Source organism: Mycobacterium sp. IDUB_5 (assembly GCF_055419565.1).
Genome location: NZ_JBVAXX010000003.1, coordinates 648,522 through 672,227 on the forward strand (window position 1 = coordinate 648,522; position 23,706 = coordinate 672,227).

Annotated in this window: 20 protein-coding genes and 1 tRNA gene; 11 read left to right on the forward strand and 10 right to left on the reverse strand. The window is 66.5% G+C overall.

What is annotated here, in order from left to right; translation table 11 throughout:
• Window positions 1-2: 2 nt before the first annotated feature.
• The 3 genes from ACZY1G_RS12370 (at window position 3) to ACZY1G_RS12380 (ending at window position 5,170) form a co-directional block, all read left to right on the forward strand.
• A complete protein-coding gene (locus ACZY1G_RS12370; protein WP_463822524.1) occupies window positions 3-3,488 on the forward strand; it encodes a BTAD domain-containing putative transcriptional regulator in 3,486 nt (1,161 codons plus the stop codon).
• 143 nt (window positions 3,489-3,631) lie between these two features.
• Entirely contained in the window at window positions 3,632-5,014 is a 1,383-nt protein-coding gene (locus ACZY1G_RS12375) for an FAD-binding oxidoreductase (RefSeq protein WP_463814577.1), read from the forward strand.
• A gap of 82 nt (window positions 5,015-5,096) precedes the next feature.
• Window positions 5,097-5,170, forward strand: a tRNA-Met gene (locus tag ACZY1G_RS12380).
• A gap of 42 nt (window positions 5,171-5,212) precedes the next feature.
• Here the strand turns inward: ACZY1G_RS12380 and ACZY1G_RS12385 are convergent.
• The gene (locus tag ACZY1G_RS12385) at window positions 5,213-6,403 is read right to left on the reverse strand and encodes an IS481 family transposase (protein WP_463822525.1); all 1,191 of its coding nucleotides are present in this window, start codon (window positions 6,401-6,403) and stop codon (window positions 5,213-5,215) included.
• A 421-nt stretch (window positions 6,404-6,824) separates the two neighbouring features.
• Here ACZY1G_RS12385 and ACZY1G_RS12390 point away from each other — a divergent pair, with 421 nt between their 5' ends.
• Together ACZY1G_RS12390 and ACZY1G_RS12395 are read left to right on the forward strand one after the other, a co-directional pair.
• The gene (locus ACZY1G_RS12390; RefSeq protein WP_463822526.1) at window positions 6,825-6,938 is read left to right on the forward strand and encodes a molybdopterin cofactor-binding domain-containing protein; all 114 of its coding nucleotides are present in this window, start codon (window positions 6,825-6,827) and stop codon (window positions 6,936-6,938) included.
• Window positions 6,939-7,823: 885 nt separating this feature from the next.
• Window positions 7,824-8,132 carry a hypothetical protein gene (locus ACZY1G_RS12395; RefSeq protein ID WP_463822527.1) on the forward strand — a complete coding sequence of 103 codons (309 nt, stop codon included), beginning with the start codon at window positions 7,824-7,826 and terminating at the stop codon, window positions 8,130-8,132.
• Between the two features lie 190 nt (window positions 8,133-8,322).
• Here ACZY1G_RS12395 and ACZY1G_RS12400 read toward each other — a convergent pair whose 3' ends face one another.
• The 4 genes from ACZY1G_RS12400 to ACZY1G_RS12415 all read right to left on the reverse strand — a co-directional run bounded on the left by ACZY1G_RS12400 (window position 8,323) and on the right by ACZY1G_RS12415 (window position 13,055).
• Window positions 8,323-10,485, reverse strand: coding sequence for a xanthine dehydrogenase family protein molybdopterin-binding subunit (locus ACZY1G_RS12400; protein WP_463822528.1), 2,163 nt, complete (start codon window positions 10,483-10,485; stop codon window positions 8,323-8,325).
• Entirely contained in the window at window positions 10,482-11,459 is a 978-nt protein-coding gene (locus ACZY1G_RS12405) for an FAD binding domain-containing protein (protein WP_463822529.1), read from the reverse strand. The genes ACZY1G_RS12400 and ACZY1G_RS12405 overlap by 4 nt, the downstream gene beginning before the upstream one ends.
• A gap of 2 nt (window positions 11,460-11,461) precedes the next feature.
• Window positions 11,462-12,037 carry a (2Fe-2S)-binding protein gene (locus tag ACZY1G_RS12410; RefSeq protein ID WP_463822621.1) on the reverse strand — a complete coding sequence of 192 codons (576 nt, stop codon included), beginning with the start codon at window positions 12,035-12,037 and terminating at the stop codon, window positions 11,462-11,464.
• 130 nt (window positions 12,038-12,167) lie between these two features.
• The gene (locus ACZY1G_RS12415; protein WP_463822530.1) at window positions 12,168-13,055 is read right to left on the reverse strand and encodes a helix-turn-helix transcriptional regulator; all 888 of its coding nucleotides are present in this window, start codon (window positions 13,053-13,055) and stop codon (window positions 12,168-12,170) included.
• 128 nt (window positions 13,056-13,183) lie between these two features.
• On the opposite strand from ACZY1G_RS12415, the gene ACZY1G_RS12420 reads away from it, so the two are divergent.
• The 4 genes from ACZY1G_RS12420 to ACZY1G_RS12435 all read left to right on the forward strand — a co-directional run bounded on the left by ACZY1G_RS12420 (window position 13,184) and on the right by ACZY1G_RS12435 (window position 16,104).
• Window positions 13,184-13,669, forward strand: a complete 486-nt coding sequence (locus ACZY1G_RS12420; protein WP_463822531.1) for a (R)-mandelonitrile lyase — start codon at window positions 13,184-13,186, stop codon at window positions 13,667-13,669.
• A gap of 41 nt (window positions 13,670-13,710) precedes the next feature.
• Window positions 13,711-14,733, forward strand: a complete 1,023-nt coding sequence (locus tag ACZY1G_RS12425) for a zinc-dependent alcohol dehydrogenase family protein (RefSeq protein ID WP_463822532.1) — start codon at window positions 13,711-13,713, stop codon at window positions 14,731-14,733.
• A 170-nt stretch (window positions 14,734-14,903) separates the two neighbouring features.
• Window positions 14,904-15,560, forward strand: a complete 657-nt coding sequence (locus ACZY1G_RS12430; RefSeq protein ID WP_463822533.1) for an SDR family NAD(P)-dependent oxidoreductase — start codon at window positions 14,904-14,906, stop codon at window positions 15,558-15,560.
• 397 nt (window positions 15,561-15,957) lie between these two features.
• The gene (locus ACZY1G_RS12435) at window positions 15,958-16,104 is read left to right on the forward strand and encodes a hypothetical protein (protein WP_463822534.1); all 147 of its coding nucleotides are present in this window, start codon (window positions 15,958-15,960) and stop codon (window positions 16,102-16,104) included.
• A gap of 138 nt (window positions 16,105-16,242) precedes the next feature.
• On the opposite strand, the gene ACZY1G_RS12440 is transcribed toward ACZY1G_RS12435, so the two are convergent.
• The 3 genes from ACZY1G_RS12440 to ACZY1G_RS12450 all read right to left on the reverse strand — a co-directional run bounded on the left by ACZY1G_RS12440 (window position 16,243) and on the right by ACZY1G_RS12450 (window position 19,141).
• A complete protein-coding gene (locus ACZY1G_RS12440; RefSeq protein WP_463822535.1) occupies window positions 16,243-17,490 on the reverse strand; it encodes an MFS transporter in 1,248 nt (415 codons plus the stop codon).
• 203 nt (window positions 17,491-17,693) lie between these two features.
• Complete coding sequence (locus ACZY1G_RS12445) at window positions 17,694-18,032, reverse strand: cyclophilin-like fold protein (RefSeq protein ID WP_463822536.1); 339 nt, start codon at window positions 18,030-18,032, stop codon at window positions 17,694-17,696.
• A 212-nt stretch (window positions 18,033-18,244) separates the two neighbouring features.
• Window positions 18,245-19,141: a helix-turn-helix transcriptional regulator gene (locus ACZY1G_RS12450; protein ID WP_463822537.1), complete on the reverse strand. Its 897-nt coding sequence runs from the start codon at window positions 19,139-19,141 to the stop codon at window positions 18,245-18,247.
• A 156-nt stretch (window positions 19,142-19,297) separates the two neighbouring features.
• Here ACZY1G_RS12450 and ACZY1G_RS12455 point away from each other — a divergent pair, with 156 nt between their 5' ends.
• Window positions 19,298-20,449, forward strand: coding sequence for an alpha/beta hydrolase (locus ACZY1G_RS12455; RefSeq protein WP_463822538.1), 1,152 nt, complete (start codon window positions 19,298-19,300; stop codon window positions 20,447-20,449).
• A 605-nt stretch (window positions 20,450-21,054) separates the two neighbouring features.
• Window positions 21,055-22,158, forward strand: coding sequence for a GGDEF domain-containing protein (locus ACZY1G_RS12460; RefSeq protein ID WP_463814618.1), 1,104 nt, complete (start codon window positions 21,055-21,057; stop codon window positions 22,156-22,158).
• Window positions 22,159-22,201: 43 nt separating this feature from the next.
• Here the strand turns inward: ACZY1G_RS12460 and ACZY1G_RS12465 are convergent, their stop codons facing one another.
• Both ACZY1G_RS12465 and ACZY1G_RS12470 read right to left on the reverse strand, forming a co-directional pair.
• Entirely contained in the window at window positions 22,202-22,939 is a 738-nt protein-coding gene (locus tag ACZY1G_RS12465; RefSeq protein ID WP_463814619.1) for a TetR/AcrR family transcriptional regulator, read from the reverse strand.
• 19 nt (window positions 22,940-22,958) lie between these two features.
• Window positions 22,959-23,702, reverse strand: coding sequence for a creatininase family protein (locus ACZY1G_RS12470; RefSeq protein ID WP_463814620.1), 744 nt, complete (start codon window positions 23,700-23,702; stop codon window positions 22,959-22,961).
• Window positions 23,703-23,706 lie beyond the last annotated feature (4 nt).

Genomic DNA, 23,706 nt, shown 5'->3' on the forward strand with positions numbered 1-23,706 from the left:
CGGTGCAGTATCGGTTGCTCGGCCCCCTCGAGGTGGCCGACGGGAACACCCCGGTGGACATCGGTCCACCCAAGCAACGGGTGGTCCTGGCGATGCTGGCGCTGGCCGCAGGCCGGGTGGTCTCGGTGGACCGGCTCGTCGACGCGGTGTGGGGAGATGATGTCCCGGCCAGTGCGACGGCGAGCCTGCAGGCCTATGTCTCGAACCTCCGGCGGGCTCTGCGTGGCGGGTCGGCCGAGACGCAGATGGCCGCCTCAGTGTCGCAGCCGATCGTGCGTCGTCCCCCCGGGTACGTCCTCGACGTCGATCCGAACAGCATCGACCTCGCGGTCTTCACGGGTGCCTGCCACCGGGCCGGTGCCGCGATCGAGGCAGAGGACTGGGAGACGGCGGCCGCGGCCGCTGATTCCGCACTGGGGCTGATCCGCGGCAACCTGCTCGACGACATGGCCGACGCACCGTGGCTGCGCGATGAGGCCGCACGGTTCGCCGAAACGCGGATCGAGTGCATCGCCAACAGGGTGGTCGCGCTGCTCGCGCTCGGCAGGGTGGGGGCTGCGGTGACCGAGTCGGCGGCTCTGCGGACTCTGGACCCGTTCGCCGATCGTGGATGCCGGCTGCAGATGCTCGCGCTGTACAGGGCCGGACGTACCGCCGACGCGCTGGACACGTATGCGCGCCACGCCCAGCGCCTCGACGACGAGCTGGGGTTGGAGCCGGGACGCGAGCTGCGGGAGCTGCAGACCGCGGTGTTGCGTCAGGCGCCGGAGCTGGCGGGCTGGCCGCGCCCCGCGGAATGGACCGGCGCAGCGACGATTCCGGTACCCGCACCGGCCACCCATGACGCTGCGCCGCCCACCGAGGTGCCCGCCCGGTCACCGCTGGTGGGTCGGCGTCGGGAACTGTCCCGCGCGGGTGAGATGCTGTCCCGGGTGGCGGCGGGCGCGACGCGGTGGCTGGTGCTCTCGGGCCCGCCGGGGATCGGCAAGACGCGGTTGGCCGAAGAGGTCGGCGCGATGGCTGCGGCCGGCGGTGGTGAGGTGGTGTGGGTCAACTGCCCCGACGAGCGTGCCACTCCGCCGTGGTGGCCGATGCGTCAGCTGGTGCGCGCGCTGGGCGCCGACCCGGACGACGCGCTGCGGGTCCCTCCGCACGCCGACCCGGACACCGCGAGATTCCTTGTCTACGAGCGGGTTCAGTCGCTCCTGGAAGATGCGCCGCGACAGTTGACCGTCGTGGTCGACGACGTGCAGTGGGCCGACACCGCGTCGGCGAGCTGCCTGGCCTACATCGCCAGCGCGCTGCGGGATCGTCGCGTGCTGGTGGTGCTGACCGTGCGTGACGGTGAGCACGCCGCGGAAGTGGCGCGGCTGCTGAGCACGGTGGCGCGCGGCGATGACAACCGACACATCGCGGTTCCCGCGTTGTCGTCGGAAGACGTTGCGGCGCTGGCCAATGTGGTGGCCGAGGATCCCGTCACGGCCGACGAGGCCGCCGAGCTCGCCGCCCGCACGGGCGGCAATCCCTTTTTCGTCTCCGAGTATGCACGGTTGCCGCGGGATGAGCGGGCGGCCAACGAGATCCCCCGGGCCGTGCGGTCGGTGCTCGACCGCAGGCTCGCGGCTCTCGACCCGGCCGTGATAGCTGTACTGCGTACCGCCGCGGTGATCGGCGACGTGATCGACGCCTCCGCGGTCCCGGTGCTCGCCGCGGCAACAGGGCTGGACCTCGACACGCTCGCCGACCACCTCGACGAGGCGGCCGACGAGCGCATCGTCATCGCGGCGCACACCACCGATGGTTACGAGTTCGCCCACGGCCTGCTGCGCGATCAATTGCTTGCCGGAATCCCTGCCTTGCGTCGACAACGGTTGCACGCCAAGGTCGCCGACGTCCTGGCCGACAGTTCCGAACCCGACGCACCCACCCGGCGGGCGCAGCATCTGATCGCCGCGCAGCCACTGGTGGAGCCGGCGGTCGTCGTGCGGGCCTGCCGATTGGCGGCCGAACAGGCGACGGCACAATGGAGTTCGGACATCGCCGCGCGGTGGTGGCAGGCAGCGCTGGACGCCTACGACCGGCTGCCTGCGTCGGCGCGTGACGACACCGAGCGTGACGCGCTGACCGTCGAACTGCTGGAAGCACATTCGCGTGCCGGGCGAGGGCAATTGGTGCTCGACAGCGTGCAGCGGTCTCTCGGCGAGGCCGTGCGGGCGGGGCGTGCGGCGACGGCGGGCCGGGTGGCGAGCGCGCTGTTGCGGGCCAGCGGCGGGTGGCCGTGGCTGGCGCCGGGGCGTGATCCCGGTGAGCTGTTGGGTCTGCTGTCGCAGGCGGCTTCGCTGGCGGGTGACGACCCGGCTGCGGCGGCGCGGGTGCTGCCGGCGCTGGCCGTCGGACACTGCTACCACCCGGACCCGGGGGTGGCCACCGATCTGCTGCAGCGCGCCGAGGAGGTGGCCGAACAGACCGGTGACATTGACGTTCTGGCCGACGTGCTCATCGGCCGGCTGATCACCTACTCCGGTGTGAGTTCGCTCAGCGAGCAGATCCTGACGTGGGTGCAGCAGCTGAAAGGGTTGCGGCACAGTCGCTCTCGCGAGGATGCGGTGATAGCCCACTCGGTGGCGACGATGGCGGCGATGTACCTGGGGGACATCGCGGGCACCCGGGCGCATCTGCGCGCGGGCATCGCGGGCAGCGAGGAGTTGCGGCTGCCGGTGCTGCGCGCCCAGCTGCGCTGGATGGAGGCGGTGCTGGCGATGTGGACCGGTGACTTCGCCGAGGCGCAGCGCCACCACGCCACCGCAGCGCACGTGCACGAGCAGACCGAGCTGTACGAGGCCGGCAGCGGACTGCTGGCCTCGGCGTCGCTACTCCGTGAGACCGGCGAAGCGCTGGACCCGAGTTGGGCTGATCTGCGGGCCGACACCAAGACCGGCGGGCAGGGCATGGTCGGTGTGGTCCGCGCGGCGCTTCTGACCATGACGCCGACCCCGGGCGTGCGCATGGAGGCGACGGCCATGCTCGGCGAATGGTCTGACACCGCCGACCGGGGCCATATCTGGACCACGCTGGGGCATCAAACCCTTCTCGCGCATCTGGCGGCCGACCATGGTCTCGACGAATTCGCCGAACGCCTCCTCGAGCAGCTGACGCCGCACCGGGAGCGCATCGCGGTGATCGGACAGGTCGGCCTGGCCGGTCCGGTGGCGCTGGCGACGGCCCGGCTCCATGTCGCCCTCGGTGACGCTGACAAGGCGCGGGCTGATCTGGCCACGGCGCGTGAGCTGGCCGAGCAGACCGGGGGAGTGCCCACGCTGCTGCGGTGCCGCCTGCTCGAGTGTGAGCTGATGGAAGAGTCGGCGCAGCGGTCGGAGGCAGCGTCTGCCCTGGCCGTCGACGCCGAGCGCGCCGGCATGCACGGCGTCGCCAGATCCGCGAGACTCCTGTCCGGCGAGCGCGCGCGTCTGCACACTGACACGCCCTGACACCCGTGCACTCAGCGCGCGCTCAAGGCCAGCGAGCGCGCTGACAGTGACACTTGGATTTCGCTTGGTGCCGTGGTCCAAGCCGTCGCCAAGCACCGTCGGTGATGCTCATCGTGCCACCAGGGCTTGACGAGAGGACTCCGATGACGATGACCACCGACGTGACGCGCGACGACGTGCTGCGCACGCTGCGCGACCATGTCGCCACCCATGTCGCGCTGCCGGGCGAGCCCGGCTACGAGCGCTGTGTGCCGTGGAATGTGGCAGCGCCGGTGACCCCAGCCGCGGTGGTGCTGGCGACGTCGCCCGCCGATGTGGCCGCGACCGTGCGATTCGCCGCGGCGCACGGATTCACCGTCACAGTGCAGGCGACCGGACACGGTGCCGTCGGCGTCGGGTCGACGACGATCCTGGTGCAGACCGCGGCGATGAAACACTGCACGGTCGACGTGCTGAATCGCACCGCCCGTGTCGAGGCGGGTGCGCGGTGGCAGGACGTGCTGGACGCCGCGACGCCCCACGGGCTGGCGCCGCTGTGCGGGTCGGCGCCCGGCGTGGGTGTCGTGGGATTCCTCACCGGCGGCGGGATCGGGCCGCTGGTGCGCACGGTGGGGTTGTCGTCGGACCATGTGCGCTCGTTCGACGTGGTGACGGGCGAGGGCCGGCTGCTGCGCGCAACGCCGGAGGAGAACGCGGACCTGTTCTGGGGTCTGCGCGGCGGCAAGGCGACGTTGGGCATCGCGACGGCCGTCGAGATCGATCTGCTGCCGATCGCCGAATTCTACGGCGGAGCAGTCTTTTTCGATGGTGCAGACGCGGGTGCGGTGCTGCATGCGTGGTCGGCCTGGAGTGCCGACCTGCCGGAGTCGGTGAACACGTCGCTGGCGATTCAGCAGTTGCCGCCGCTGCCGGGTGTGCCGGAAGCCTTGGCGGGCACGATGACGGTGGCGGTGCGGTACACCGCGGTCGGCGACATGGCTGAGGGGGAGCGGCTGTTGGCGCCGATGCGCGCGGTTGCCCCTGTGCTTCTGGACACCGTCGGGGTCATGCCGTATGCGGCCATCGGTGCGGTGCATGCAGATCCGGTGGACCCGATGCCGGTCACCGAGAACCATGCACTGCTGTCCGAGCTGACGCCGGAAGCCGTCGACGCGCTGATCGCGGTCGCGGGCCCCGGGTCGGGTTCGCCGCAGGCGATCGTGGAACTGCGGATGCTGGGCGGCGCGTTGGCGCGTGAACCGCGGCACCGCAGCGCGTTCTGTCATCGGGACGCGGCGTTCTGCTTGGCGACGATCGGCGTGGCCGCACCCGAGATCGTCGCGATGGTCGCTGAGCACGCCGCAGCGGTGGTTGCGGCCGTCGCGCCGTGGTCGACGGGCGGGCAGATGCCGAACTTCGCGCCGTCGTACGACCAGGCCCGCGCGGCGCGGGTCTACAGCGAGGACACGCTGCACTGGCTCGCGGCGCTGGCAGACCGCTACGACCCGGCGGGCGTGCTGGCGACCGGCCAGGTCATCCGGGCGTAGCCGTGTCCCACCGTCCGTTCGGGCCGATGAGCAGGCGATTTGGAGCCTTACCGACCACCCCGGTAACCTAGCGTTCACCCGTCGCGGGGTGGAGCAGCTCGGTAGCTCGCTGGGCTCATAACCCAGAGGTCGCAGGTTCGAATCCTGTCCCCGCTACTATGTGATGTCGCAGGACATCGGAATAGCCGCGGACCTACTTTAGGTCCGCGGTTTTTTCCGTTTGGGGCCTTTGCGGGCGCCGGTGGGTTGGTAGTCCCTGGTGGGGTCGAGTGTGAAGTCGCGCAGGACTTCTCCGGTGGCGGCGTTGATGACGGTGATGTGGTGGTCCTGGGCGAGGATGAGGACGCGGGTTCGGTAGTGGTGGCGGCCGATGCCGATGTGGTGCAGCCGCCCGTTGACGCGCAGAGTCACGGCTCCTGCTTGGTCGACGCGGTCGGTGCGGACGCGGTTGTGGGTGTCGATGCGGGTTGCTGGGTCGGCTTTGGGGCGGCTGGTGTAGACCACAGCTGGAGTGGCTCGGTGGGGCAGGGATCGGTGCGGGCGGCGGTGGTTGTATTCGTCGACGAAGGCATCGAGTTGGGTTTGCAGTTCGGCGATGGTGGTGGCGCGGGGTCGGCCGGTGAGCCACTTTTTGAGGGTTTGGTGGAAGCGTTCCACTTTCCCGCAGGTGGTGGGGTGGTGCGGGGTGGAGTTGATTTGGTGGACCCCGAGGCGGTGGAGTTCGGCTTCAAAGCCGTTGCGTCCGGCTTTGCCGCCGGCGAGGCGGGTGGTGAACACCATGCCGTTATCAGTCAGTGTGGAGTAGGGGATGCCATGGTGGGCAACGGCTTTGGCGAATTCATCGACGACGATAGCGCCGGTGACGCGGCGGTGGGCGGTCACAGAGATCGCTAGGCGGGAGCAGTCGTCGAGCCAGCACAGGATTTCAGTGTCGACACCGTGTGTGAGGCGCCAGTGGGTGAAGTCGGCTTGCCAGCGTTGGTTGGGTTGGGTGGCGGCGAAGCGGATGTAGGAGCTTTTCGGGCGTTTCTGTGGGGTGGGTTCGACCAGGCCCGCGCGGGTGAGATGGCGGCTGATTGTCGCGGTTGATACGCGTAGATGGTGGTGGTGTTCGAGGTGCCAGGCGATGGTGTGGGGGCCGGCGTCGAGTCCTTTGCCGGTGAGGGTGCGACGTAGATCGAGGATGAGGTCGATGGTCGATTGTGGGAGCCGTCCTGGGCTGGTGTGGGGGCGCCGGGATCGGGGTTCGAACGCGGCGTCGCCGTCGAGGGTATAGCGCTTGATCAGCCTCGAGATCCAGCTCTGGGAGACGCCGTAATCGCGGGCGACCTGCGATTGTGAGCGGCCCTCCACGAGGACAGCGGTGATGACCAGACGAGCCTTCGACACCAGCCGAAACTGGCCCACACGCCTATGCCGATGTCGCGAGACACCCTATTCCGATGTCCTGAAACACCACACTGTCCCCGCTACTAAAGCAGTGGTCTTTGACCACTGGGAATGGCCGCCAGTGCAAACTGGCGGCCATTTTGTTTGTGAACGTTGTGAACGGATTTGGGAACGAACCAGCGTCGTCGCGCGAGCCGCATGGCCGTCGCGGATCGAAGCAGTTGACCTGTGCGGCGCAAATTGGCTCTCCCGGGACGGGATCGCTAGGTCAATTGGCCCGGCGGTGAACATCGCCAGGTGTTGGATTGCATCCCGGGGGGTGCCGCCGTGCAGACAGTGTTCTCGACGTGGAAGTCGAACTGCACACGACGAGAACCCCTACGACCTGGCGGGTCCGGCCGTTCGCAGCCGCACCGCCGACGTGGCGACCGGAGCTAGCGACATGGGGCCAGGCACCTACACGTCGATGACGCAGGTGGCCGCCGACGCGCTGGGGTTACCGATGCAGCGGGTCCGGTTCACCCTCGGCGACTGACGGATGCCGCAGGCGCCTATCCACGGCGGATCGCAGACCATGGCCAGCGTCGGTTCTGGAGTTATGAACGCTGCTGCGATGCTGCGCGACCGATTCATCCGCACGGCGGTCGTCGACCCGGGTTCACCGCTCTCTGGGCTGCGTCCCGATCGAGTCACCGTCACCGACGGACGCATGTTCGCCGCTGGCGAAACGCGGAGTTCCTTCCCGGCGAGGACCTCATCACTGACCCATTGGGCGTGAAGGGTCTCGCTGAACTCGTCTCCGTCGGCGTCCCCGCAGCCATTGCCAACGCCGTGTTCAACGCCACGGGTCGCTGCGTCACCGACCTGCCCATCCGTCGACAAGTTACTGTGATGCCACCGCAGCAGGCGCCAGGCGCAAAGTCAGACGCCGAGTTTGGTGTATGCGCGTCCCACGCGGCGGTGCTCCTGGTCTTAGTCGCTGGTGCTACCTACGATGCAGAACCGACGAATACGGCGGCGGCCCGTGAGACGCCGCGGCCTCCTCGGCCCCCGACATGGTGGTCTGCATCGACTAATCGGCGACGTGTCGGGGCGACAACTCCGCTGCGGGCAGCGGGCGACCTTCTTGAGTTGGTGATCGGCGCCAACACGGCTTCCGCGATAGCGATTCGTAGGTGCTTTACAGATACGGGTACTGACAGGGCACCTCATTTGGGGATCAAGCTTGCATATGGCGCCGTTGAAATGAATTTAAGGCAAGTAAGAGGAACAACCCGGGGTATGTGCGTTACACCGCAATGCATTCCGTGACTAGTGGCGTCGCGGTCGCCGCCAATCAGTCAGACGAACAAGACCCACCACCAAGTCGGAGCCGCGCGATTCGCTGCACGGATCGGACCTGAAAAGAGAAGAGTACGCAATGAAGAATTTCACCCTCGCTACCGCAGCTGCCGCCGCACTGTCCGCCGCAGTCTTGGGACTGGCTGCTCCCGCTGCTCCCGCTGCGGCCGCGCCCGCCGGAGCGGGCAGCGCCCATGACGCCATTGGCCAGCTGGAGGAGCAGGGCAACCGCGTCGTCGTCAACCGCCTCAGCAGCACACCGCTGTCCGAAGCGTCAGTGGTGGCCGTGCAACCCGGACCTCCTGTCCGCGAATACGTCTGGGACGCCCAGGGCGACCGCCGCGTCCTGGAAACCGTCGGCCGGGTGCTGTTCGTCGACGTGAGGTAATCATCCGGCCCCAGGGCACCTCTTTCGGAAGGTGCCCTGGGGGACTGCCAGGACTCCGCCGTTGGCTTTACGACTTGATCTAATAGGTCTCGGCCCAACGGTTCCAGCTCGCGGTCGCAGCCGGCGGGCTGAAACAGTGAGCGCGACAGCTAGAGACAACGGCCAGCAACGCTTGGCATGGTCCCGCGTGTTACAGCATCTTCTCGATCGTGACTGGTAGATCGCGCATGCGTTTGCCGGTGGCGTTGTACACCGCGTTGGCGATGGCGCCGGGGACACCGACCATGACGACTTCACCGAGTCCCTTGACGCCGATGGGATCGGCGATGTCGTCGCGGGTGTCGACGAACGCGGCTTCTAAGGCCGGAACGTCGGCGTTGACGGGGACCAGGTAGTCCGACAGGTTCGCATTGACGATGCGGCCATCGCGGTAGTCGGTCTCACCGTTCTCCAGCAGTGCCATGCCGATGCCCTGCGTCATCCCGCTGATGGCCTGACTGTGGGCCAGGCGTGGGTTGATAATGCGACCGGCGTCATAGACTGCGTAGATCCGTCGAATGCGTACGAGCCCGAGGAGTTCGTCGACGGCGACCTCGGCGAACACCGCGCCATAAGAGTGCATCGAGAATCGCTCGTTGGCAGTATCCGGGTTATATGTACTCTGCGAATCCAAGGTGCGTAAACCTCTGCGGCTCAGCAGGTCACGATACGTCTCGCCGCGCGAGGGGTCGGCGCGCAGGTGCATCCGACCGTCGGTGACGGTGACGTCGGTGAGACGTGCTCCGTTCAGCGGCGAGCCTGGGTCGACCACGGCGAGGCGGACGGCCTGGTCGCGCAGCATCCCGGTGGTCAGCGCGATGCTGGAGCCCACGCTGAGCATGGTCTGTGAGCCGTATTGCACTGCGGCACGGGGGAATCGTGTGTCGCCGAGGTGGAACCGCACCCGTTGGATCGGCACTCCGAGAGAGTCGGCGGCCACCTGACTCATCGACGTATACGTGCCAGGGCCGATGTCGCTGGCCGCGGCGAAGACGTCGACGGTGCCATCGGCATTGATTCGTGCCGATGCCGATGACTCATTGCGCACGACGTGATACAGCGCAGCCGCCATTCCCATGCCGATGAGAAAGTCGCCTTCTCGCAGGGTCCGAGGCTGCGGATTGCGGCGCGACCACCCGAACGCCTGCGCACCCTGGCGGAAACAGTCGGCGAGCCGACGGGTGGAGAACGGCAGATCCTTGCTGTCGTCCTGTGCCGGCTCATTGCGAAGCCTCAGCTCGATCGGATCAATCGAAAGCTGTTCGGCGAGTTCGTCGATCGCGCACTCCAGCGCGAAGGCACCTGTCACTGCACCGGGTCCGCGCATGTAGGTCGGCTCGCTGACGTCGAGCGGCACGACGCGGGCCGTCGCGCGGAATGCCGGCGAGCGATACAGGAATCGGGTTCCCTCGGTGGGTGAGTCCTCGTAGTCGCCGTACCGGGATACCTCCACCTCGCTTTCGTGGATGGTGGCCGTGAACCGACCGTCTCGGTCGGCGCCAATGGCCACCCGCTGCCGGCTGGCGGGCCGATAGCCGATCGCGGCATACATCTGCGGACGGGTGAGCGACAACTTGACCGGGCGCCGCATCAGTCGGGCCGCGTGGGCGGCGAGAAACTGATGCGGCCAGGTCTCTCCCGCGCTTCCGAACGCACCGCCGACGAATGGCGAGATCACGCGAATTCGGTCGGCGGGCATAGCGAACGCTTCGGCGTAGGCGTCGGCCGAATAGTGCACCCCTTGAACTTTGTCCCACACCGTGAGTCGGTCACCGTCCCAGGCGGCGATCGTCGCCGGGATCTCCATGGGGTTGTGGTAGTTACGGGCGATCGAATACGTGGCGTCGACGGCGACGGGCGCGCTATTTAGCGCAGCCTGGGGGTTTCCGCGTGTGTACTCCGGGCTCTTCGGGCTCGGTCGGCGTTCCGCGGAATCGAAGTCGGTGCTCTGCGACTCGTCGCGGTATCGCACGGAGACAAGGGTGGCGCTGTACATTGCGGCCTCGAGCGAGGTTGCGATCACGATCGCCAGCGGCTGGCCGTAGAACGACACACGTTTTATGTCGTAAGGCAATGTCAGACTGTCGAATTCGGTGATCACGCTAAGTACGTTGGGGTGACCGGTAGCCGCGTCGGTGTCGATGCCGTCGACAGCGGCGCGAGAGACGGTACTGCACACCAGGACGCCATGCACGTGGTCCGGTACCGGGTTGTCCGCGGCGTAGCGGGCTTGGCCGGTAACTTTGAGACGTCCGTCAACGCGGGTCAGGGGCTGACCGGCGAACGGTGCGGCGGCGGGTAGCGGGCGGGTCACGCGAGCCGCGCCACGGTCGAGAGTTGGCGCTGTACGGTGCGTTTGAGGAGTTCTACCTTGAATCCATTCTCGGACAGAGGCTTAGCGCCATCGGCGGCAACTGCAGCGGCGCTTCGCCAAGTGTGGTCGTTGGCCGGGCGGCCGGCCAACCGCTGCTCCACGGCGGGCAGCCGCCACGGGACGGTGCCGACGCCGCCGACGGCGACGCGGGCAGTTCGAACGACACCACCGACGACCTCCATCGCGACGGCGGCGGAGCACAGCGCGAACTCGTAGGATGCCCGGTCACGCACCTTCAGATAGCCGGACCGTCGCGTGTCGGGCCGGGCCGGGACTTCGACGGCGGTGATGAGCTGTCCTGGTTCGAGGTGGTGCTCGCGGTCAGGTGTGTCGCCGGGCTGGCGGAAGAAGTCGGCGATGTCGATGCGCCGTTCCCCCTTGGGTGTGGTGGTGACGACGACCGCATCGAGAGCCGTCAGGGCGACGGCCAGGTCAGAGGGATGCGTCGCGACGCACTGGTCGCTGGTGCCGAGGATGGCGAGCGCACGGTTGCGCCCTCCGATCGCGGCACATCCCGCGCCGGGGGAACGGCGGTTGCAGGCCGCCGACACGTCGCGGAAGTAAAGGCAGCGGGGCCGTTGCATCAGATTTCCTCCGATGGTCGCCATATTCCGGAGCTGCCCGGAGGCACTCAGTTGCAGTGACTCTGCGATGACGGGAAAGCCCTCGCGCACGCCGGGGTGGTCGGCCAGTGCGGACATTCGCACCAGCGATCCGACTCGGAGTCGATCACGATTGAGGTCGATGTCGCCGTAGGGCAGACCGGTGATATCGACGAGCCGGTCGGGCCGCTCGACGGTCTGGCGCATCAGGTCGACCAGGGTGGTGCCGCCGGCGATGTACCGAGCCCCAGAGACGCCCGCGTCGAGTGCAGAGGATTCGTCGGCTGCGGTGCTGAACGTGAACGGATGCACGTCTACACCCCTCTCTGCGAAGCGGTGCGCTCAATGGCAGTCACGATGTTTGTGTAGGCCCCGCAGCGGCAGATGTTGCCGCTCATAGCTTCTCGTATCTGTTCCGATGAGGTGGCGCGTCCTTCGCGGATGCAGCCGATGCCGGACATGATCTGTCCGGACGTGCAGAAGCCGCACTGGAAGCCGTCATCGTCGATGAATGCCTGCTGCAACGGATGCAAGCGCCCGTTGCGCTCCAGGCCTTCGATTGTCGTGACTTCGGCCCCGTCGGTCATCACCGCCAAAGTCAGACAGCCCAACACCCGCTGTCCGTCGACCAAGACGGTGCACGCCCCGCAAGCGCCCTGATCGCAGCCCTTCTTCGTGCCCGTGAGACCGACGCGCTCGCGCAGCATGTCCAGCAGCGAGGTGCGGTTGTCGACGTCTACATCGCGCGACTCGCCGTTGATGCTCAACGTCACGGTCGTCGATTCGGAGGCGGGTGTCTCCCCGTCTTCGGAGCAACCCTGCACCACACTCAACGCCGCAACGGTTCCGCCTACCGCGGCCGATGCGGCGACGAAGGTGCGGCGGTTCATCCTCGGCGAGCTGGTGCCGGAAGGGGGCGTGCCGTTGCTGTCTTCGCTCACCTTCTCAAGACAACCACCACATCGACGAGCCAGACAGGACTTGCCAACCCATGTACTGGCAGTACGCCCCTCGGGGAGGCTACGGCTCGGCGGCGTCGCTGCGGGAGCGGGAGTTTTTCTGGGCCAACGTCGTTGCCGCCCAACTGGCCAGCAGGTGCATGCCGTCAGCCGACGGTGACACGGGTTCGGGGGTGTATGCGGTCAGCGACAGACTTCCACCGTCCGGCAGGTCCATCACGTCGTAGGCGAGAGTCAGCTCGCCGACCGCCGGATGCCGAAATACCTTCTTGCCGCTGTAGTGCGTGCGGACGTTGTGAGCCGCCCACCGGGTGCGGAACTCCGTCGAGCAGGTGGAGAGTTCCCCGACGAGTGCCATCAGATCCGGATCGTGAGGATTGCGGCCGGCTTCAGTGCGCAGCAGGGCCACGGCGACGTTCGCCGCGCCGTCCCAATCGGGGTAGAAGTCCCTTGCGGCCGGGCACAGGAACGCGAATCGTGCCAGGTTCGTGCCGCGGGGCTCGAATTCGTAGGCCGGCCAATACAGGGCACGACCCAAGGTGTTGGCAGCGAGCAGATCCATGCGGCCGTTACGGACGATCGCCGCCACGTCGGACATGCCGTCCAAAACCCTGTGCAGGCTTGCGCTCAGATGCGGGCGCTTGCCGGGGCGCCGCGCGAGAGGGCTGGCATTTGCCGCGCGGGCCAGGTGGAACAGGTGCAGGCGTTCGGCCTCGTCGAGCCGCAGCGCGCTCGCGATCGATTCCAGGATCGAATCCGATACCCCGGACAGGTTCCCGCGCTCCAGGCGGTTGTAGTAGTCGACGCTGACACCGGCAAGTGCCGCCACCTCCTCGCGCCGCAGGCCTGGCACGCGCCGCTTGCCGTGCGTGGGCAGGTTCGCCTGCTCAGGGGTGATGTTGGCGCGCCGCGTTACCAGGAAATCGCGGATGTCACTTTTGCTGTCCACATTCCCAGGCTAGGACCGGATGGGGCCTCGTGGGGTGCCCTGCCAGTACATGGGTAGCCAGTCACTGCCACGCGCGAAGTCACCGCGCCATGGTGGAGGGGACTACCTATCTGAGAGGAGTGGACATCGTGAAACGCGTGATGTCGATGGCCATGCTGATAGCCGCTGCCGTGCCCATCGTCCTGCTGAAGGCGACCCCGGCCGGGGCTGACGACGGTGTGGAGGTCTCGACCGCGGAATCGCGGCCGGCGACGCCCGGCCTTGCAGAAACGTTCACGGGTGAGGTCACCGTCAAGCCGTTGTTCAACCCCAACGACGACCGGACCTTCGGGTCCGCCGAGGTGACCTTTACTCCATGCGCACGTACTGCCTGGCACACGCATCCCGGCGGGCAGACGCTCATCGTCACCGCAGGAACCGGCTGGGTTCAGGAGTGGGGCGGGCCGAAGCAGCCGATCAATCCCGGCGACGTCATCTGGACCAAGCCGGGAGTGAAGCACTGGCACGGCGCCGAGGAGAACGTGGCAATGACCCACATCGCCATTCAAGCGACAGTCGACGGCCGTCCCGTCGACTGGATGGAGCACGTCACCGACGACCAGTACTTCGGGTGAGCTGAACACCGAAGTCACATCAACAGTGAAGGAGCTACGCCATGCGCGGAGTCATCATGCAAGCCGCAGGCGACGTACGGGTCGAGGAGCGGGAGGACCCGATTCTGGAAGAGCCCACTGACGCCATTATCCGGCTCACCGCATCCTGCATCTGTGGATCGGACCTCTGGCCCTACCGCGGTATCGAGGCCGCCGAGCATCAGGTGATGGGCCACGAGTACGTAGGGGTCGTCGAGCAGATCGGCGCCGAGGTCGAGACAATCAAGGTCGGCGACTTCGTCGTCGGCTCGTTCTTCGCCTCCGACAACACCTGTGAGATCTGCCAGGCGGGCTACCAGAGCCGATGTGTGCATGCTGTCCTGATGGGTGCCGCGATCGGTACCCAGTCTGAACTCGCGCGCGTGCCCCTTGCCGACGGCACCCTCGTGGCCACCCCCGGCCAACCTGACCCGGAGCTCGTTCCGTCGCTGCTGGCTGCATCGGATGTGCTGGGCACCGGATGGTTCGGTGCGGTGGCCGCGGAAGCCGGCCCGGGCAAAACGGCCGTCGTCGTCGGTGACGGTGCGGTCGGATTGATGGCCGTGCTTGCAGCGAAACAGCTTGGTGCCGAACGCATTATCGCGATGTCGCGGCACGCCGACCGGCAAGAGCTCGCGCGCTTCTATGGCGCGACCGACATCGTCGAGGAGCGCGGCGACGACGGCGTGGCGAACATCAAGGAACTCACCGGTGGTCTCGGCGCACACAGCGTCGTCGAGGCGGTCGGTACCCAGGAATCGATGATGCAGGCAATCCGGTCAGCCCGCCCCGGCGGGCACGTCGGCTACGTCGGCGTCACCCACGATGTCACGCTTCCCGCTGACGAACTGTTCTTCTCCGGTGTCCATCTGCACGGCGGACCCGCCCCGGTGCGCCGGTTCCTGCCCGAGCTGATCCAACTCATCTGGGAACGCAAAATCGATCCCGGCAAGGTCTTCGACCTCACCCTGCCGCTGGACCGGGCCGCTGAGGGTTATAAGGCAATGGATGAACGCCGCGCCGTGAAAGTGCTGCTGACGGTATAGCGGCAACCGCCCAACGCGATTCCGAGCCGCCGCGAGGCTGCCGTTGCTGGTCTACGTGCTGGCCGCGGGCACGGTCCTGATGGGCGCGACGGAGTTCACCGTCGCCGCACTGTATCTCGTCCCGCTTGGCTCCTATGGATCCAAGAACGCACTGTTCGGAAAGGAACGCAATGAACACCATTGCCATCGTCGGTGCCGGCCGCGGGCTCGGCTCCGCCGTGGCTCGCCGGTTCGGACGCGAGGCATTCGCTGTCGCACTGATATCGCGTAGCCAGGAAAACGTCGACCGGCTCGCCGCCGAAATCAAGGCAGACGGTGTTGAAGCCCGCGGCTACGCGGCCGACGTTCAGGACGGGCAAGGTCTGGCCGAGGCACTTCAGCGCGCCAAGGCCGATTCAGGCCCGATAACCGTGCTGCAGTACAGCCCGGTACCAAGTCCCGAGTTTCTGCGACCGGTACTGGACACCACGGCGGACAATCTTGCTGCGGCGGCGCGGTTCTCAATTCTCGGCCCGGCATTCGCCCTACGAGAGGTGCTCCCTGATATGTCGGCGCAAGGCGCGGGAACCATCCTGTTCGTCAACGGGTCCAGCGCCGCGACGCCGAACGGCAACGTCGCAGGCACCTCGGTCGCATTCGCAGGCGAATCCGCCTACGGACAGATGCTGCACGAAGCCCTTGCGCCGCAGGGTATCCACGTCGGCCAACTCATCATCCCCGGCGCGATCGGCGGGGGTGACCCGCTGTACGCGCCCGCCGCGCTGGCCGACCGACTGTGGCACATGCACGTTCAGCGCGGAGACTTCCGCGTGCAGGTCGCGGAGTAAGCCGGACGGCGCAGACCCGCGTTGGGAAGTTCGAGGGTCAAGTCGCTTCCGGGTACGCATTCATTGCGACGCGTTCCGAGACCTGAATAGTGGACATCAATGTGAGACAACTGCCGGCGGACAGTACGTAAGAGGCCCGCGCGTCAACGCGGCCAACGAGCCGCCCTACTTCATGGTCAGTCTTCATCTAGATCAGACGCGGATCGACCGATAGATCGGCCCGCCCCTCTGTTCCCCAACCCTGCACCCCTAGGTTCGACGCCATCCGGAGGACTTGGATGACACAGCCTAGGACTTTGGCAGATCGCGCTTACGAGCCCAGAGGTGGCCGCGTCGACGACATTTGAATCCCGCGATCGCCTAATTCTGGTGACGAGCCCCAACCCGGGGGGAGGTCATGGATAAGATCGTCGTCGATCTGCCCCGGCCGAGACCCATCGCGCTGGCCGAGTCACCCGACTTCGCCGCGCACGCCGACCGCATCTACGGGCACTTCGAGCGGATGGGCGTGCTGCACGGCATCCCGATCCCCAAGACGTCTTAAGCGTAGCGACTTGACGTTCGCCTTCTCGCTATCGAGTTCCGCCGTCGGCCAACCGCCCTCGCGCATCAGGGAGGCTAATAGCCAGCCGTGATGAGGTCGGCCGAACTGGGAATCCTCCCACGTCGTCGCTCACCTGGATTAGAGAGCCCGCTTTGCTCCTACTTCCGCGGCAAGGGCTTGTCCCGTACGGGGCCGGCGCGGAAAGCCGGAGCGGCGAGCGGCGAGCGCGATGCAGAAGGCGCCAGCGGCACACGCGATCATCACGGTCGGCAATGCCAGTCCGTCATTGACGGTGATCAGCACTGCACCGGCGACGCCGCCGCCGAAGATGGCGATGTTGAATGCCACCCCCACAAGTGAATTCGCGACGTCGGCGTTCTCACCGCTGGTCTCGGCCATCGCTGTCTGAAGCTGCGTGGCTGCACCACCGAAGGCCACGCCCCAGAGCACTATCGCAGCCAGGACGGCCGCCAACGATTGATGGGCCACTGCGAAGACGACCCCGGCCACGACGAAGGACGCGATACTGGTCAGCACCAACAGCCGCAGGGCGCGGTCGATCAGCAGACCTGTGATCCACACGCCGACGATTGCGGCCACACCGAAGGTGACCAGGGCCACTTGAGTGGAGAGTCCGACATCGGCGAACCTCAGGTAGGACGCGATGTAGGTGTAGAAAGTGTTGTGCGCCAACATCCATGCAAAGATCACTGCCAAAATGCTGGCGACACCGGGCAGAGTGAACACCTTGATCACGGATATACGTGAGGTTGCGCGCTGACCCGGTGCATCGGGCACATAGACCACCGCCAGGACGACTGTGACGAACGCGAGAACCGATAGCGTCACGAACGAGTACCGCCAACCCAACGTCGACCCGATCCACGACCCCAACGGTGTACCGAATGCCAGGCCTGCGGGGACACCGATCGAGGCGATGGCCAACGCGCGTCCGGCGAGCTCTGGCGGGCTGATGCGCCGGGCGTAGCCCGCCAGGATCCCCCACAGCAGACCCGAGCACGCGCCGGCGAACAATCGCGCCCCGAGTGACAGCATGATTACCGGGGATACCGCGGTGATCACGTTGACGGCCAGGATGCCGAGCATGCCGAACACTGCAAGGGGTTTGCGCGATAGCCCACGAGTCGCGGCGGTGAGCGGAATGGCCGCGATCACAGTGCCCAACGCGTAGGCGCTGACCAGCTGCCCAGCGGTGGCTTCGGCGATGTTCATGCCCGCGGCGATTTGTGGAAGGAGCCCGGCCGGCATGGTCTCCGACGCGATGAGGACGAATCCCATCAACGCCAGGATCAGCAGAGCTGCTAACGGCAGGCGGCCGTTGTCCTGTTCGGGCGCAATAACATCAGTGGTGGCAGAGCTTTTCATAGGACCTCGGGATTGGGATGCGGCAGCGCCGTATCGGTTAGCGTCGCGCGGCGACGCCCTTTCGGATTCATATTCAACTCGCCGAGCTTCTCGGCAGGGAGTGCTTAGTTGTGCGTGTACCGGCAGGGCACCCTTCGACTAGAACACGGGGCAACGCAGCACCGGTTCACGGCGTTGCGGCACGTGAAGGCTCTGCGGTGGCTCTACTGAACGAGCTCGATGGTCGCGTCGAAATCGGCGGACTGATCGGCGACGGCCTGCATGTCACCGTCGAGGTGGCCGATGCGCATGATGCCGGTCCAGTAGCCGACGTCGCCGTAGTACAGCACCAGGTTGCCGCTGGGTGCCCAGTAGCCCAGATCGCCGATCTGTGGGTCATCGCCCGACGGCATTCCGTCCACCGTCAGTTTGCGGGGCAGTGGTGCGCCCTTCTCCAGACCGTGCAGATCGGCGAAAGTCAGAGTCATCGGCAGCTGCGATGCGAAGTCTCGAGCAGTGGCGTTGTCGAAGAGGCGTCCGGTCAGCGTGGTGTCACCAATCACGACGCGAAACTGCGGCGCAGTGTCGGGTGACGCACTTGTCGGAGCGGCCGATCCTTCTGCTGAGCCGGTGTCAGCCGCTGTGGCAGAGGTGGTCTCGTCGCGTTCCGCTTGCCCACCGCACGATGCCAAAACCATTGCGCTACATGCGAGGTGAACGATTGCGGCGGTGCGCAGGACGGTCGGCCATCGGCTTTGATGTCGAGCCGGCAGTCTCATGTCAACCTCCGAATTTCTTCGACGACGGCAGCGTCGGGCAGCTGCTCGGCGGTCCACGACGCGAGTAGGTCCAGTGCGTGCGCGGTCGGCGAGGCGGGTTCGGCCACGTAGAGCGTCAGCGTCAACCCGGGATCGGAGATCATGTCGACGCTCTCGTAGAACAGCTCCAGGTCTCCGACGACGTCGTGATGGAAGGACTTCGCCCCTGCGCCGTGGGTTCGGACGTCATGGGCACCCCAGCGTCGGCGGAAATCCTGGCTGCGGGTGGACAATTCACCGACGAGATCTTGGAGCAGACCGTCGTGGGGATCGCGGCCCGCCTCGGTGCGCAGGATCGCCACGCAGATGTCAGCGGCCTCGTCCCAGTGCGGGTAGAAGCGGCGCGAATCCTCGTGCAGGAAGGTGAAGCGCGCGAAGTTCGGGGGCCGGGTGGGATCGCTGTCGTACAACGACGAATGCATGCCGCGGCCGAGATGATTGACAGCCAGCAGGTCCATCCGGCCGTTGCGGACGATGGCGGGGGCAGTGAACTTGTCGAGGGCCCATTGCAGGCTGGGCCTCGGGGTCCAGCGGTTGGCGGGCCGTCGTCGTGGGCGCATGCCTGCACTGGTGCCGTCAGCGGCGTGCGCCAGGTGAAACAGATGGGCCCGTTCGGCGTCGTCGAGTTGTAGCGCGCGGGCGATGGCATCGAGGATCGACGCCGAAACACCGGCGAGCCCGCCGCGTTCGAGCTTGCTGTAGTACTCGATGCTGACGCCGGCCAGTGAGGCCACCTCCCCGCGGCGCAGTCCTGGGACTCGGCGGTTGCCGTACTCGGGTAAGCCCGCCTGCTGCGGCGTGATTTTCGCCCGACGCGACATCAGGAATTCGCGGACCTCGGCACGGTTATCCATGTCACCCACGGTACGAGGATGGCTGTCGATGTGGGATGCACTATCGATACACCCTTCATCAGAGACTCCCAGGCCAACGCGCGGCCGTGTTCCCTGAATAGCGATGGGGACGGCATGGCAGCTGTCCTCCCGCACCAACCACCTTGGAGAACTGAGATGAATACGGCACCGGAGACGACGAGGACGACGACCCGAGGGGACGGCAGCCGCCGTCGCGGACTGATGAAGTTCGCCGGCGGCGCGGTCGCACTCGGCATCTTGGCCACCGCGGCATGCACCCCCGCGGAACGAAGCACCGCAACGTCGTCGCCGTCGCCGACTCAACCAGCGACCAGTCTCGCCGCCGGGGACACATCCAACGGTGCGGACAACTTCTACACCAGTGACCGGGTCACCGTGGAGAAGGTGACGTTCAAGAACCAGTACCAAATGAACGTGACCGGAAATCTGTTCGTGCCCAACGACATGGACCGCAACACGACGAATCCCGCGATGGTCGTCGGACACCCCATGGGAGCGGTCAAGGAGCAGAGCGCCAATCTCTACGCCACCAAGCTGGCCGAGCGGGGCTTCGTCACGCTGTCCCTGGATCTGTCGTACTGGGGTGAGAGTGAAGGTGAACCCCGCAACCTGGTGGCCCCCGACGTCTACACCGAAGACTTCAGTGCCGCCGTCGATTACCTGCGCACCCAGTCCTTCGTCGATCCCGAACGTATCGGCGCCCTCGGCGTCTGCGGCAGTGGAAGTTTCGTCGTCAGCGCCGCCAAGATCGACCCCCGCATCAAGGCCGTGGCGACGGTGAGCATGTACGACATGGGCGGCGTCAACCGCAATGGCCTGCGCGGCTCGATGACCCCCGAGCAGCGACAGCAGGCCCTCGCCCAGGCAGCCGAGCAGCGTGATGTCGAATTCGCCGGCGGAGAAACCGAATACATCGGCGGCACACCGTTTGAACTCACCGACCAGTCGACGCCGATCGACCGCGAATTCTACGACTTCTACCGCACCGCCCGGGGCAACAGCCCGGCCACCAGCACCCAACCCACGCTGAGCAGCAACGTCCGGTTCATGAACTTCTACCCGTTCGAAGAGATCGAGACGATCTCCCCACGTCCCATGCTGTTCATCACCGGCGATCAGGCTCACTCCCGCGAGTTCAGCGAGCAGGCCTACCAACTCGCCGCCGAACCCAAGCAACTGGTGATGATCCCCGGAGCCGGCCACGTTGACCTCTACGACCGCGTCGACCTGATTCCGTTCGACACCTTGGCCACGTTCTTCCAGAACAGCTTGAACCCGCAGGGGTGACCGTCGTGTCGGAACCGAGGTCTGGGAAGTAAATGGCCACAGGTTCAAGGGGACGGGAGGGGGCTTTGATGCGCATGGATCTGTGAACGGATTTGTGAACGAAACCGTGCGCAACAGAGCCGACCGCATCGACACCGCGTTACACACAGGACGCACCAACGCAGCCGAACTGCACGTCAGCGACGTATTTGGAAGTGCGAGACCGCAACCGGCCGGCTCATAACCCAGAGGTCGCAGGTTCGAATCCTGTCCCCGCTACTAAGCGAAACGGCCCCCGGAGGAAACTCCGGGGGCCGTTTGCATGACCCCACTGAACACGCGGTGATCACTTGCTTGATGTCGACGGCCTTCACCGAAGAGGCCTTTCTGCCCTTGTCGGCACCGCGGTTGGCGCCAATAGTCGAGATCGTGTTGACCGCGCAGGCCCGATCGAGCGCTGAACCTTTCGAGCGCCAGATGGCTGGTCGACGGGCGCACGTACTTCGGCTCCCGGCACGAGGCCCCTGACGATATTGGGCATTGTGGCGCGGTTAGACCGACGGTTGTCCATGATCGATCACGGGCCAGCGAGCAACTGCGGTGGACATCGCCGCATAGGGGGTCATGTGAAAGCCAATCGCGATTCCCGTCCGCGCAGGGTGTGGCGCTTCACGGTGCGCTGGTGGCGGCAACCTGACCAGTTCGACTGGCTGACCGGTTATCTGCGCGCTCGCGGGCTAGGGGTCGCGATGCGCGTCCTGATGACGATGATCTCGGGCGCATTGGTCTTGATATCGGTCGCGCTGGTCAGCACGCCGACCCGCTCCGCGGCGGTGGCGATGATCGCCGGCGTCGTCGCCGCGGTCACCGGTGTGGCGTATGCCGCATTGTGGGTGCGGCGGTGGCCCAGCCGCTTCGAGTCGCTGTCACTGGCGGCGATCGCCGGCGCGGTCGTCGCGATCGACGCGCCCCTTCAACCGGATCCAGCGATCGGGCTGTTGGCATGCACGTCGCTGGCCATCGTCGGCGGCTATGTCGCGTTCTTTCACAGCACCAAAGCAGTCGTCTACACCGTGATTCTGGCGGCCGTCGCCGGTGCGTTCTGTGCGACGCGGATGATCGACACCCACGGCGCCGCCGTCGCGGCAGTGGTCTACTGGCTCGTTCTCGAACTCAATCTGGCAGTCCCGCTGGGCATTCAGGGGGTCGTCCGCACATTGGGTGCCGATGTCGTGCGCTCCGATCACGATCCCTTGACCGGGTTGTTGAACCGGCGCGCCTTCTACGAGCGCGCCACCACATTGCTGACCGCGCCGTTCTCCGATATGCACCTACTGGTGGTGATGATCGACCTCGACAAATTCAAAGCGCTCAACGACACCTACGGGCATGTCGCCGGCGATCAAGCACTCGCCGCAGTGGGATGGGCTCTGCGCGAGGCCAGCACCGCCGCTGCCATCGTCGGCCGCTTCGGCGGCGAGGAATTCATCGTGATCGACGCTCTGCCCCACAAGACCGCCATCGTCTTGCCCGACCAGCTCTGCGCAGCCATCGCTGAGTTGCCCCAGCCCGTCACAGCCAGCGTCGGTGCTGCCGTCGTGCGCTGGGACGGTGTCGCCGACCCTGCGGCAGCGATCGAGGCTCTGATCCACGCTGCCGACACCGCCATGTACACCGCCAAACAGAACGGCGGCAATCAAACTCGTGTGTGCACGCCAGCACTGACGTGACACCTTGTCGAGGGCGCATCCTCACCTCGTGTGAGTCATGTCCTCAGTCCGCCGACGGTTCAGCAGCCTGCAGCGCGATGCCAGCATCGTCGAATCGGGCCGCCTGCTCTTGTATCCGGGCGATCTCACTGGGCCGCTTGAGCAGACCGCGCACCGCGATGATGGCGACCTGCTCGCCGACGCGCACCGCTTCCTCCGCGCGGTCGCCGTGGTCGGCGTGAAGCCGCGTGCGCTTCTGTGCGCCCTCGTCGAAGTTGAGCAGCAGCCCGGCGGTCTCTTCGCGGTCGCACTCGATGAACTTGCCCTCGTTGATCGCGGCGCCGATGAGGTCGACGACCCAGTTCTTCAGCCGTTCGTAGTCGGCCCAGAACTGGTGGAAGTCAGCCCGCTGCGCGTGGGCGATGCGCTGGATCTCGTTGAAGTCGATCGGTGAGAGCGCCAACTGCATGGTGTCGAATCGCAACAGCCGGTAGAGCTTCAGTGCCGGCGACCCGGATCCGGCGCCGACCTCGGCGATGAATTCCAGCGGTGCGCGGTTGACCAACAGCGTCTCGCCCAGCAGCTGCTCTTTGCTGCGGAACCAGTAGTACAGCGACGACTGTTGCAGACCCGCCGCGCGGGCGATATCGCTCATCGTCGTTTGCGCGTAGCCTTTTTCGCTGAACAGCCGAGTCGCGGCGCTGACGATGCCCGCGCGGGGCGATCCCGCGGGTGCTGATTCGGCGTCACGGCGGGGCCGTCCGATTGTGCGGACGTGCGCGCGCCGCTCGGGTGGTGGCACGGGGGTCACTCTACGGCGGTCAGCTCACCGGCGGCTGTTCGATGTGGGCACGGCTGACGACGTCGCGCGCTGCGGTCACGACATCTCGCCACAGCTCGAGCCCGAAGCTTTCGGACGCGCGCGACGGATGGCCGGTCACCCCGTTCGTCGACACCGACTCCACGGCGTAGCGGAAGACCAGTCCCTCGGTGCGATCCGGGTCGTCCGCCTGCGCCATCGCCTCGACGTCCACCAGTTCCGGCCGTACGGCCAGCATCAACGAGGTCTCGGCCGCGTTGGCGTGCCAGTCGAGCGCGTCGGCGGTGGCCCGCTGCGCGATGTCGGCCGTGAGGTCCCACCACTGCATGACCCCGATACGCGCCTGCGGCAGGTCGCGCCGGAAGTGATCGCAGGCGATCCACAGTGCCGCGGCGTTACCGACGTGGCCGTTGACGAACAGCACACGCCGCACACCGGATTCGACGCAGCCTCGGGCGACTCGGTAGGCGGTCGCGGCGGTCTCCTCGCCACTGAACGCCACCGTTCCGGCCAATGCTGAACCGTGAAACATACTGGCGCCATAAGCAATCGGCGGCAGTACGAGCGCGATGTCCCCGGCAGCGGCATCAGCGACCGCGGTAGCGAGGATGGTGTCGGTGCCGACCGGTAGATGTGGGCCGTGTTGCTCGGTCGCGCCCACCGGGATGAGCGCGACGCAATCCGGGTCGGCCGCCAGGCGGTGCGCCAGTTGCGTCGAGGTGTGTTCCTCCCAGCGGTGGCTCACGACC